The 11,957-nt window shown below is 52.8% G+C and carries 10 protein-coding genes and 1 pseudogene; 7 read left to right on the top strand and 4 right to left on the bottom strand.

Annotated features, from left to right (window positions below):
- Positions 1-221: 221 nt before the first annotated feature.
- Complete coding sequence (locus CPT76_RS17220) at positions 222-2,024, bottom strand: glycoside hydrolase family 36 protein (protein ID WP_105443712.1); 1,803 nt, start codon at positions 2,022-2,024, stop codon at positions 222-224.
- 326 nt (positions 2,025-2,350) lie between these two features.
- Here CPT76_RS17220 and CPT76_RS17215 point away from each other — a divergent pair, with 326 nt between their 5' ends.
- The 3 genes and pseudogenes from CPT76_RS17215 to CPT76_RS41490 all read left to right on the top strand — a co-directional run.
- On the top strand, positions 2,351-3,406 hold the full coding sequence (locus tag CPT76_RS17215) for a LacI family DNA-binding transcriptional regulator (protein WP_181152890.1): 1,056 nt from the start codon (positions 2,351-2,353) through the stop codon (positions 3,404-3,406).
- 61 nt (positions 3,407-3,467) lie between these two features.
- On the top strand, positions 3,468-4,742 hold the full coding sequence (locus CPT76_RS17210; RefSeq protein ID WP_105443710.1) for an ABC transporter substrate-binding protein: 1,275 nt from the start codon (positions 3,468-3,470) through the stop codon (positions 4,740-4,742).
- A 13-nt stretch (positions 4,743-4,755) separates the two neighbouring features.
- Positions 4,756-5,613, top strand: a pseudogene (locus tag CPT76_RS41490) (carbohydrate ABC transporter permease); the annotation flags it as partial.
- A gap of 64 nt (positions 5,614-5,677) precedes the next feature.
- On the opposite strand, the gene fsa reads toward CPT76_RS41490, so the two are convergent.
- The gene (gene fsa, locus CPT76_RS17200; RefSeq protein WP_105443708.1) at positions 5,678-6,352 is read right to left on the bottom strand and encodes a fructose-6-phosphate aldolase; all 675 of its coding nucleotides are present in this window, start codon (positions 6,350-6,352) and stop codon (positions 5,678-5,680) included.
- A 166-nt stretch (positions 6,353-6,518) separates the two neighbouring features.
- On the opposite strand from fsa, the gene CPT76_RS17195 reads away from it, so the two are divergent.
- A complete protein-coding gene (locus tag CPT76_RS17195) occupies positions 6,519-7,166 on the top strand; it encodes a CBS domain-containing protein (RefSeq protein WP_105443707.1) in 648 nt (215 codons plus the stop codon).
- Positions 7,167-7,265: 99 nt separating this feature from the next.
- Here the strand turns inward: CPT76_RS17195 and CPT76_RS17190 are convergent, their stop codons facing one another.
- Positions 7,266-9,164 carry an LTA synthase family protein gene (locus CPT76_RS17190; RefSeq protein WP_374954659.1) on the bottom strand — a complete coding sequence of 633 codons (1,899 nt, stop codon included), beginning with the start codon at positions 9,162-9,164 and terminating at the stop codon, positions 7,266-7,268.
- Positions 9,165-9,258: 94 nt separating this feature from the next.
- Positions 9,259-9,861 carry a TetR/AcrR family transcriptional regulator gene (locus CPT76_RS17185; RefSeq protein WP_105443705.1) on the bottom strand — a complete coding sequence of 201 codons (603 nt, stop codon included), beginning with the start codon at positions 9,859-9,861 and terminating at the stop codon, positions 9,259-9,261.
- A 219-nt stretch (positions 9,862-10,080) separates the two neighbouring features.
- Here CPT76_RS17185 and CPT76_RS17180 point away from each other — a divergent pair, with 219 nt between their 5' ends.
- The 3 genes from CPT76_RS17180 to CPT76_RS17170 form a co-directional block, all read left to right on the top strand.
- Positions 10,081-10,968, top strand: coding sequence for an ABC transporter ATP-binding protein (locus CPT76_RS17180; protein ID WP_105443704.1), 888 nt, complete (start codon positions 10,081-10,083; stop codon positions 10,966-10,968).
- Complete coding sequence (locus CPT76_RS17175; RefSeq protein WP_105443703.1) at positions 10,965-11,777, top strand: ABC transporter permease subunit; 813 nt, start codon at positions 10,965-10,967, stop codon at positions 11,775-11,777. The genes CPT76_RS17180 and CPT76_RS17175 overlap by 4 nt, the downstream gene beginning before the upstream one ends.
- Before the next feature lie 47 nt (positions 11,778-11,824).
- The coding region (locus CPT76_RS17170) for a sugar phosphate nucleotidyltransferase (RefSeq protein WP_181152889.1) at positions 11,825-11,957 on the top strand (133 nt) is incomplete at its 3' end.

The raw sequence follows: 11,957 nt of genomic DNA, 5'->3' as shown, positions 1-11,957 counted from the left end.
GATTGGACCGAGGTGGACGTGCTGATCACCGACGGCCATGTTGACGAGAAGGACGCATCGCTGCTCCGGGAGAAATCGATCGAGCTGATCATTGCGGGGCAGACGTCCATTTAAGAATGCGGGAGGATTCATTTCCCGGCATATGATGAAACCTCCCGCGAAGGCTGGAAAACAGCTTTCGCGGGAGGTTTTTTTAGTGGGGGCAAGTACTTTTTTGTTCATCATGCCAGCTCGCTATGCAGTGGATTCAGCACCAAATCGACCACTCCTGCCGACGGGACGACCAACTCTTGCAAACCTTCATTCAGCTCTACGGTTTGTGATCGCACGGTTTGCCCGCAGCAGTCCTTGATCTCCATCGCATAGGTTCCCGGGAATGAACAGGAGAAACAGAGGTACAATCGATCCCCTGGCGTGCCATTTACTATGATGAGTCGTTCGGAAGGGAGATCCAGCTCTACGACGGTCTCGGAGTATACGGCGATGATCGTTTTGTTCCTGCTGCTGGCCTGAACTATAGGATACAGCAGTTCCGGATGAAATGGCTGAAGTTTTCCATGCAGCAGCACATCCCGGTGATCGCGGCAAAAGCCGACCCAAAACCGGAGCATGGCCAGATGCCGGTCCCCGATCCGGTCCAAGCGAACCGAAATTTGGGGCACGGCAAACATGACGTGGATCATCTGCATCGCCGCATTTTCCGCCGTATCCTGGGGATTGAACATGATCATGTCGGAATGGACCGCCGTGTGGCCCGAAAGAAGACGCAGATCTAGCGTACGGACCCGGTTCTGAATGAAATCGTTCGGGCAATCATTCGCTCGGAACATATTTCCGTAGGTTCGCATAAGCGGCCCGATATACGTTTGACGGAATTCGATCAGAATATCGGGCTTGAGCGCTTTGAGCCGGCCCATGACGTCGGACAGCAGGCGGTCGACGGCCTCGGGGACGGACGCGTAATCCCGACCGTTTCCGTGAGCGGACACACCTGGCGAGCCCGCCGTGAGGCGGAAACTGTCCACGAAATCGAGCTTGAGCCCGTCAATGTTCCAGTCGGATACCGCTTGCTCGTATACCCGGATCAAATACTCCCGCACTTCTGGAATTCGGGGGTCCAGAATCCCGGCATTCAGATTGTCGTCGATGCCGAGGAGCTTGTCTGCAAATTGGTCCCATACTTTGCTGTGTTTTCCGACAAACGGGACGGAGTACCACAGCATGTACTTCATACCCAGGTCCTGAATGGCAGCGACATGCGCCCCCATATCCGGGAATTTATCCGCGCAAACTTCCCAGTCGCCGGTATACGCATACCCACGGCTGTTATCTTCGGTTTGCCAGCCGTCGTCCACGATGATCGTATCGCATCCGAGTTCTTTGGCCAGCCTGGCCTGCTCCTCCAGCGCATCTGCCGTGATGTCCTGATGATAGGCATACCAGGTGGAGTAGACAGGATCCATCGCCTCCGCCGGAGGCGGGGAAGGCGTCATTCCAGGTTGCCGAGCCCACCACTGGACAACCTCATCCAGAGCCTCGTAATAAGGAACGTCACGCCGGTCAATCCGGAGCGTGGCTTCATACTCACCCTTCATCAATACCGGCTCTTCGAACAGCGTGATCGAGCAGAGGAATGTCGAATCCTCTTCGTGAATCCCTGCCTTGACCGTCAAATGATTCAGCGCATCGGTAAACGCAAAGGTTAGCCGGTTTCTTCCTTCCACATTAAACAGGGCGGCAACGGGAGCCAAAGAGGTGCTTCTTGATGTAAATCCCTCGCCCCAGTCGATCTGAAAAGCTTTGTTCCGGTCGCTTCCCGGGTGCCACATCGAGTGAATATCTATGGCCGGCAGGGACCACTCCAGCCGACAGGCGGGGGTCTGTGTTCCAGCTGCAGCCCGCAGCTTCAAATGAATCAGCCATACGCTGTCTTCCACGATTTCGATCTGCTGCGAGACATCGAAAAATTGCCTCGTATCATGAAACGTGACGATCGGGGGTGAAGCGTTCATCAAATTTTTCATAAACTCCTCCTGCACATTCAAGCTGAATTTGGTCGTATCATTCCAACAATAGTATAAAATTTACGAAACGTATAGTAAACAAAAAAATTCAAACAGTAAGATGTGGAATGCGAATATGCACTTAGATAGCTTAGAAACTACGGTTTCATGTTTTTTTATTAGAGTATTGTCAAGGCCGAGGTTCTCTGTTATATTGAAAAACGAAAAACATCTCAGGTTTTTGTTTAGTAAACAAAAGACGTTTTGTTTGGCAAATGATCTGTAAGGTACTAAAATAACAGTAAGGGGTGTTTCCCGAAAAAATGTGACGGAAAAGGTGATTGGTGTTGGCAAATATTCGCGATGTGGCAAGATTGGCAGGGGTGTCTCCTTCCACGGTTTCCCGCGTGTTAAACGGTGATCCGTCTTTATCGGTGCTGGAAGAAACGAGAAGAAAAATCATCTCCGCGGCGGAACAGCTGCAGTATAACATGGCTTCCAAACGTGCGGTCAGCAAGTCTATGCCGTTAAAAGATTACAAGATCGGTCTGGTTACTTTTTGTTCCGAGCAATTCGAAAGTGAAGATCCATACTATTTGTCTATCCGGATGCAAATCGAGAAGGAATTCAACCAGATGGGGCTGCATATTACCCGGACGATCCGCTGGGTCAATCATGAATCTTATGAAAGTCTGTCCGGCCTCGACGGTCTGATCGTGATCGGCAAATTTGAATTTGACCCATACAATTTGTTCTTTAACCGGATCCAAAATATCGTGTTCGTGGATTATTCTCCGGACGAGGACCGCTTTGATTCCGTCGTTGTCGATTTCAATAAAGTGACCACGACGGCGCTGGATCACTTGACAGGCCTTGGATATACCAAAATCGGGCTGATCAGCTCCCGCGATTTTATCAACCGGTTCGGTTCCAGGACGGGGATTGATTCCATCGACCAGCGCCAAAGCAGTTTTGAAGCTTACATGAAAAATAAAAATCTATACATGCCGGAGCATGTCCATATCGGCAGCAATTTCTCCATGTCGACCGGATATCAGCTGATGAAGGACGCCATTAAAAAGGGGAAACTGCCGGAAGCTTTCTTGATCGGATCGGATCCCATGGCCATCGCGGCAAGCAGAGCGCTAAAGGAGGCGGGCGTAAAAGTGCCGATGGATGTGGCGCTCGTCGGGATTGATGATATCGAGATGGCTGCTTATATGGACCCGCCGCTGACTACGGTCAAAATTTATACCGAACAGATGGGTCAAACCGCCGTGAAAATGCTGCTGGAAAGGATTGGAGGCAGGGAGGTTCCGCTTAAAGTGGTACTACCGTCGAAGTTAATCGTAAGAAGCTCATGCGGTGCTGGCCGATTTCCCAAAACGGCTGTCCAGAAATAGGACAGACAGGGGGAGCGAAAGAGCCGCAGCCGCACAAACAATCGTTAGGGGGCATTAAACGATGAAAAAATGGCTGTTGTTCGTAGTATCTTTATTCGTTGTCATCGGAATGACCGCATGTTCCGGAAACTCCGGAACGGCGGACTCGACGCAAAGCGAGGGCGGCGCCGCGGGCGAAAGCGCCGGCTCGGGCGCCAAAGGAAAGATTACGTTTGCTTACTGGGGCGCGCAGACGGAAGCCGACGCCATCAAACAAGTGATTGCCGATTTTGAAAAGTCCTACCCCGATATTAAAGTGGAGAGCCAATGGATTCAGCAGGATTATCTCACGAAACTGCAGACCATGATTGCCGGAGGAACGGCTCCTGACGTGATGTTGATTTCGGGCGGGGATTTACCTGGATTTGCAAGCGCTTTCCAGGAACAGCAGGTGGATCCATCCGCCTTCAGCTCGCCGTCTCTGGTGGATTCGCTGTCAGTCGACGGTAAGGCCTATGCCGTACCGTTTATTATTAAACCTAAGGTCATGGCCATCAATCTCGATCTTTTCAAGAAAAACAATATTCCTCTTCCCAGCCCAACCGAGCCCATGACGATGGACCAGTTCGACGAAATGGCCAAGAAGCTGGCCGCCGGCGAGGGCAGCTCCAAAGTTTTCGGCTCGGAGCCTTTGTATTTGCCGAATCTGATTTATTCGTTCGGTGGTTCGTTTTATTCCGACGATCACGCTCAATCGCTCCTTGGATCCCCTGAAGCGATTAAGGCCGGAGAATATATCGTTGCCGCCAAGCAGGAAGGAATCGTACCTAGCGATAACGAGAAGCAGGGACAGAACATGATGAACTGGTTCCTGAGCGGGCGCATCGCCATGTACACCGATTTTGGCCCATGGTATATCCCGCAGCTGGCGGATGTCAAAGGCTTTGACTGGGATATCGTTCCCTTTCCGGGCGGCGGCGGCTCCAAAGAGGTGAACGGCCTGGCTCTTAGCAAAGACAGCAAAAACGCCGAGGCAGCCAAGATCTTCATTCAGCATCTGACCCAGGATGAGGAGGCACAAAAAATTATAGGGGGCAACAAAAGTGCGTATGGAGTACCGGTTTTGGCAAGCGCAACCGGGGCGTTCGAGCAAATTTATCCCGGCAAAAACCTGAAAGCCTTTGTTTTAGCGTCCGAGAAGCAGCATCCGCAAGAAGCGCAAAAACGGACGAATGAGATCGGCAATGAAATGAAGGCAATCGATGACCAAACTCCCATCGGAATTGGCAGCAAGGACGTGAAGGAAGTGTTCCCTCAGGTAGCGGAGAAGATCAACAACATTTTGAAACAAAAATAACGGGAGAAAGCCTATGAACGGACTTATTGAACTCATATATAACTTCTTTCAGGGGATGGGGGTTCCAGCGGCGTTGCTGCCGCTCCTCCCGTTCCTGACCGTCATGGCCGTGGTGTATGCCCTTCTTTTTCTAATCACGCGGTTTCTGGTACGCAAAAAAGTGATCCATATGAAGACAGCCAGCTTTTACATGTTCGTGTCGGTATGGGTCTTTGGTTTCCTGCTCTTTACGCTGGGGCCGATGGTCTTCTCCTTCTATATCAGCTTTACCCAGTGGGAGGTGGTCAGCGACCCGGTATGGGCAGGGACGGACAATTACCGAATGCTGTTTAAGGATACGATGTTTTATAAATCGCTTGCCGTGACGTTCTACTACACGTTGGTCAGTGTTCCACTCCAGGTGGTGTTGTCTTTCGGGATTGCTCTGTTGATGAATTTGAAGCTGCGCGGCATTTACGTGTTCCGTACCGTTTATTATTTGCCCACGCTCGTGCAGGGGGTTGCCCAAATGGTGCTGTTCATTTGGATTTTCAACCCGAACGTTGGGCTGATCAATTCGGTGCTGCGTTTCGCGGGCATTCACGGTCCGGCCTGGCTGTCCGATCCGCATTGGTCGATGCCGGCCATCATTCTGATGAGCCTGTGGACGGTCGGAGGCAATATGATCATTTACTTGGCCGGATTGTCGGATATTCCGCAATCGCTCTATGAGCAGGCCGAAATCGACGGTGCAACCGTTCTTCGCAGGCTGTGGCATGTGACGCTTCCGCAAATTTCGCCCATCCTGTTTTTTAATGCCGTCACGAGCATGATCGGGGCGTTCCAGACCTTCACGCAAGGCTTCCTTGTCAACGGAGGACCGGACAATTCGCTGCTGTTCTATGCGTATTACTTGTATCAGCCGGGTTGTTGCAGATTATTCGTGTGCTGCTTACTTACTCGCCAGCCTTCGCCTGGCTTTTGGCCGCTTGCGGTACTTTCTCCCAGTCGGCCAGGAAGCGCTCGATCCCGCTGTCGGTCAGCGGATGCTTCCACAGGGACGGCAGCAGCGAGCCCGGAATGGTCGCGATGTGGGCGCCGGCCATGGCCGCGTCCTCCACATGCTTGATGTTGCGGATGCTGGCCGCGATGATTTCAGACGTCATGCCGTAGTTTTCAAGGATTTGCTTCAGCTCGCGAATCAGCTTCATGCCCTCGACCCCGATATCGTCCAGGCGTCCGACGAACGGGCTGACGTACGTAGCCCCGGCCTTGGCGGCCATCAGGCCCTGCGCGGCGGAAAAGATCAGCGTCACATTCGTTTTAATGCCCTTTTTGGTCAGCTCATGACATGCATACAAGCCGTCTTCGGTCATCGGCACCTTGATGACAACGTTTGGCGCCCATTCGGCAATCTCGTACGCTTCCTTCAGCATGTCCTCGGCTTTGGTGCCGATGACTTCGGCGCTGACCGGGCCGGAGACGATGCTGCAAATCTCCTGAATGACCTCTTTGAAATCCCGGCCTTCTTTGGCGATCAGGGAAGGGTTGGTCGTTACCCCGTCCACCAGTCCCAGGCGGGAGATTCGTTTGATTTCGTCGATGTTGCCCGTATCCAGGAAAAACTTCATGTCACTAATTCCTCCTTCGGTTATGAAAAGATATGGCTATCGGTTAAAATAAAATTTATAATAGTGTGTATCATAACTGATTTATGACACAATAATTATTTAAACCATGCTGCCAGTGATATAACAATGAAATTGCAGCTTCATGTAATTTTTCTCAAAGGAGAGGATTCCCATTCAACTAACTCCGAGACAGCTGGATATCGTGGAACTTGTGCGGGAGCATGCTCCTGTTACAGGCGATCAGATCGCTGAGATGATCGGCCTCAGCCGCCCGACCCTGCGCGCGGACCTGTCCCTGCTCACGATGCTGGGCTTGATCAGCGCCAAGCCGAAGGTGGGGTATTTTCCCGGCGATACGCCAAGCTCCCAAGGTGAGTTTGAACAAAGATTGCAGCAAATATACGTGAAGGATATATACAGCACTCCCGTGACCATCTCCGAGCATGCGACGGCCTACGATGCCGTAGTGCAGCTGCTGTGCGAGAATACGGGCACGCTGATGGTGACCGGAGAGTCCGGTGAGCTGAAAGGGGTCGTCTCCCGCAAGGACGTGCTGAAGCTGACGATGGGGCATGCGGATTTGAGCACGATTCCCGTCGGTCTGGCGATGACCCGCCGGGCGCACATGGCGGCCCTGACGCCTGAGGAGACCGTGCTGGATGCGGCTGACAAGCTGGTGAAGCATCAGGTGAACTGCCTGCCGGTCGTTTCCGGCGAGGGAGACAGCATGATGGTCGGCCGGGTCACCAAAACGGATATTTTACGCGTATTGATCGGTCTCGCGGGTAAAGGCGGTTCGCCGGCCCCGAATTAAAGGGTCTCTTGAACACATAACTACAAGACACAGCAACTAATAAAGCCGGCTGCTCCCATCCCGTATGGAATGGAAGCAGCCGGCTTTTGCCATTGGCCGTTACCGTCTTGGAAGCAGCCTTACGTATTCGTCCGACAGCTTCATCAGGTTCAAAATATAGTCGTAATCCTTCCGGTATTTCGAGAAGTCGGCGACAGGCTGCATCGTTTTCAGGGAGATGGCGGTGCCATCCTCAAAGCCTTTGCCCGGCACAAACAAAATGTCATTGTTGAAGAAGGAGCCTGTCGGCAGATAATACCGCATACCGACGACGTTCTTGTCGATGTTGAGCAAGTCGTGGCCAAATGCGGTAAAGTGCTTGTCCTTGAGCGAAATGCCCAGCAGGTTCGCTAGCGTCGGCATGATGTCGAGCTGACCGCCGACCTGTTCGACGACCTTGCCCTGTTTGCCAGGAATATGCATGATCAGCGGGATGTTGAAGCGGGTAATCCGCTGGTCATAAGGGATACCAAGCGCCTGCTTGATGACCGCCGGATCGTTGTCCTGCGGCTGAAGCCCGAAATGGTCGCCGTAAATGACAAGCACGGTGTCGTCCCACATGCCTTTTGCTTTCAGACCGTCGATCAGGGTGCCGATGGCATAGTCGGTGTAATTCACAGCCGTCAGGTAGTCCCCCAACTGAGTTCCCTGGATGGAATCGGGGACCTTGATTTTTTTGCGGTTCTCCGGCACCTTAAACGGAAAATGGCTGGAAGCCGTGACGAACTGGGCGTAAAACGGCTTGCCCTGCTCATGCAGCTCGGACAGCTTGTCCAGACCGACCCGGTACAGCTCCTCGTCCGAAGCGCCAAAATCGTTGAAGTGATCGTTCTTGTACGACTTTTTGTCGTAATAATTCGTAAAGTTCAGCGCCGGGTAGAGCTGGTCCCGGTCCCAGAATTTCACGTCGTTAACGTGAAACGTATCGGCCGTGTAACCGAGCTGCTCGAGCAGACGCGGCATGCTCGGGAGCTCCCGGTCGCCGAAGCCGCTCGACATCGCAACGGTGCCGGTCGGGTAGATCGACGTATTGCTCATAAATTCGGCGTCCGACGTATTGCCTTGCCCGATCTGCTGGAAGACATGCGGAAAGTACAGGCCGCCGTCAGCCAGTTGGTTCAGCACGGGGGTCAGCTCCTGGCCGCCCGTCGACAAATGGATCGGGAAGTTCTGGAACGCCTCCATTTGAATGACGATGACGTTTTTGCCCTTGGCAGCTCCAAACATCGCCGGTTTGTCTTGTGCAGTCTCACCGGCGTACGGGTATGACTGCTCGGCCTGGCTGACCTTTTGCACGGTCTCGTCCAGATTGCCGGAGGCGATCATGCTGTTCTCCTCGCTGGCGCGGATCCCGGCGGCAACCTGGTAATCCAGGAAGCCGAGATGCTCCGCCTGCATCAGCTCATTGGTGATGGAGCGGTCAGCATGAATGTAAAGCGTCGAGACGATCACGCCGATGACGCCGAGGGCTGCCGGCCAAATTTTACGAAGCCGCGTGCGCAGCGAAAACCGCAGCGGTACCCAGCGGCCGATCAGCCAGAAGAGAGCGACGATCACGACGTCGGCAAAAAATAAATAGTTCTCCGTTTCGATCGTTGACTGAACGCTTTCCTTGATCTGCAGCACCTGCTTCAGCTCGGACAGCGCCGTGTAGGTCGGCACCGAATTGAAATGCTGAAAATACAGCGCCGACGCAAACATGAGAATCGAGAAAATGGCGTTAAAAATCCAATAGACCCATCCCTTCGCTTTCGCGGGGGTGATCAGCTCAATGATGCACAGCAGCACCAGCAGCGCAGCGGCGTCGGCGGTGATCCGGCTCCACAGAATATCATGGAAGAAAAAGTACCGGAGGAGCAGCAGCTTGAGCAGCAGAACGACGAAAACGGCGATAAAGGGCGTCTTCGGTCTCGAATAAGTGGAACGGAAGTCGATCATACCTGCTCCTTTCTGTTTCATTACAGTGTTCGTTGGTATTTACAAGTATAGTCATGTTAAACCCGATTTTACATTCCGCGAACACTAAATTAACACAAAAAGAGCGCGCTGTTAATCATTTTTGGTATTGCGGACCACAAATGCCATAAAAGAACACATGAATCATATCCTCTGTAAACGCTTCGGGATCCTCACTCTGATTGACCAGATCCAGCATTTTTTCGTACTGCTCCGTGATCATACCCACATATAGAAGCACCATTTGGACGGACACTTTCTCTGAAATTTCTCCCCGCTGCTTGCCCTTCTGCACAAAATGGGTGATCAAAGGTATGGCACGTTCCTCATACTGCTGCTGGATAAACCGGTTGATTTCAGGGTCGGCTTCGATCAGCTGCTTGAGCGCGGATGGGGTGAAGGGCAGCTTTAACCGGCTTTTTTGAAAAATAATGTATTCGATTTTTTCCTTCAGCGGCGCATCGCCCGTCAGCACGCTCTCATACTCCTCCATCAGCATGGCGACAAATTCCTTAAACACTTCGCGGAGCAGCGCTTCTTTGCTGCCAAAATAGTTGTATATGGTGACCTGCGACACTTCCGCCTTGGCTGCGATATCCTTGATGCGGATTTGCCGGGGTTCCCATTCGCCCAGCATTTCCGATACCGTTTGTTTGATCTTTTGTTTAATCTGCACTGCCCGCTTCTCAAATCCATTCATTTCTTACGAACCATCCTAACTATTTTAAAATAGGTCATCGGCTTGATCGAATGAACGAAGAATATCGGCTCTCGCCGGTTCGATCTAATTAATGAAATTATAACACAAAAATATTTCATAAAATGTATTGACGATGGAAAGCGGCAGGCGTATGATCCGATTATGAAATATCGGAACAAGAATATTTCATAAATTTAAATATGCATTGGAGGCGCTGGCATGCTGAGCGTTGAACATGTAACTAAAATTTTTCCGAACGGGAGAGGCATCCGGGACGTCACCTTTTCGGTCCGCCGCGGAGAGGTATTCGGTTTTCTGGGACCGAATGGAGCCGGCAAATCGACGACGATCCGGCATATCATGGGCTTTTTGAAGCCGGATCAGGGCTCCGTAAAGGTATGCGGCTACGACACGTGGAAGGAACAGGGGCGGTTTCAAAAATATATCGGCTACCTTCCCGGCGAAATCGCGTTTATCGAGGGGATGACCGGCAAGGCGTTTCTGGATTTTATGGCAGGCATGCAGGGCGGCGTCGATCCGGCTTGGCGCGACGAGCTCATCCGCCGGCTGCAGTTTGACGTCCGGACGCCGATCCGGAAAATGTCCAAGGGAATGAAGCAGAAGGTCGGGATCGTTGCCGCCTTCATGCACCGGCCGGAGGTCATTATCCTGGATGAGCCGACGTCAGGGCTGGATCCGCTCATGCAAAAAGTGTTCATCGAGCTCGTGCTGGAGGAGAAGGCAAGGGGGACGACCTTCCTGATGTCCTCGCATAATTTTCCGGAAATCGAACGGACCTGCGACAGGGCGGCGATCATCAAGGACGGCGTGATTATTGCGGTCAAGGATATCCATGAGCTGCAGTCGATGCAGCGTAAGCTGTTCGAAGTGACGTTTGAGACGGAGCAGGAGCTGGACGATTTCATGAAATGCGGCCTGAAGATCGATTCCCGGGAAGGAAACCGCGTGCGGGTGGCCGTTCAGGGCGACGTGGACCGGTTTATCCGCGAAACCGCCCGCTTTCACGTCCGTAATATCGATGTGTTCACGCAGAACCTGGAGGACATTTTTATGGATTATTACGATCGGGAGGGTCAAACGCCATGAATATGCCGCTGTTCAGACAAATGCTTGCGATTAACCTCAAAATGTTCATGAATTATGCCATCGGATCGGCCTTTTATATATTGTTGATGTTTTGGATTTATCCGGGAATCGCCAAAAATAGCAGCAGCTTGAATTCGCTGATCGATGGGATGCCGGAGGGCTTGGGCAAGGCGTTCGGCCTGGAAAACGGCTTCGGCAGCATCGGCGCGTTTATATCCGGTGAGTATTACGGCCTGTTGTATCTGCTGATTCTGTCCATCTTCTGCATTCTCGTATCCACGCAGCTGATCGCCAAGCTTGTCGACCAGGGCTCGATGGCGTACCTGTTGTCGGCGCCCACCACCCGTACGAAGGTAGCCCTGACCCAGGCGGCCGTGCTGCTCTCCGGGCTGGTGCTGATTTGCGCGGTTACGACACTGGCCGGGTTTGCCGGGTACGCCTGGTTTATCGGGGATCTGGGGGATTTCGACGGCACCGGCTTTGTGCTGCTGAATGCAGGCGCCCTGCTGCTGTTCTTCTGCATCGGAGGCATTTCTTACTTGATTTCCGCCTGCTGCAATGACGAGAAGCGGGCGCTGACGCTTTCGGGCGTGATCACCATCGGATTTTTCAGCCTGAACCTGATCGGCAAAATTAGCGGGCAGCTCAGCTGGATGCGGCATATTTCGGTCTTTTCCTTATTTGATCCCGGCGAGATCGTCGGCAAAACGGCGGATTGGCCGGTGTCCGTCGCGGTTCTGGCCGGCCTGGGGGCCGCTGCTTTCGCCGCCGGCATGATTATTTTCCGGAAAAGAAGCCTGCCGCTGTAAATCAAGCTATACTAGGGGGAGCAGGTACACCGATCAAGGAGGTCACGATGAAAGCACTCATATTGGCGGCTGGCTACGCCACGAGGCTGTACCCGCTGACGCGGGAGGTGCCCAAAGCCCTGCTCCCCCTCGGGCCCGGCACCATCCTCGACCATATCGTCCGCAAGGTGGAGCGGGTCA

Origin of the sequence: Paenibacillus sp. AR247, assembly GCF_002968895.1 — a bacterium.
Lineage (GTDB): Bacteria > Bacillota > Bacilli > Paenibacillales > Paenibacillaceae > Paenibacillus_AQ > Paenibacillus_AQ favisporus.
The sequence above is the reverse complement of the archived record's forward strand: the minus strand, read 5'-3'. Positions and strand labels throughout refer to the sequence as shown.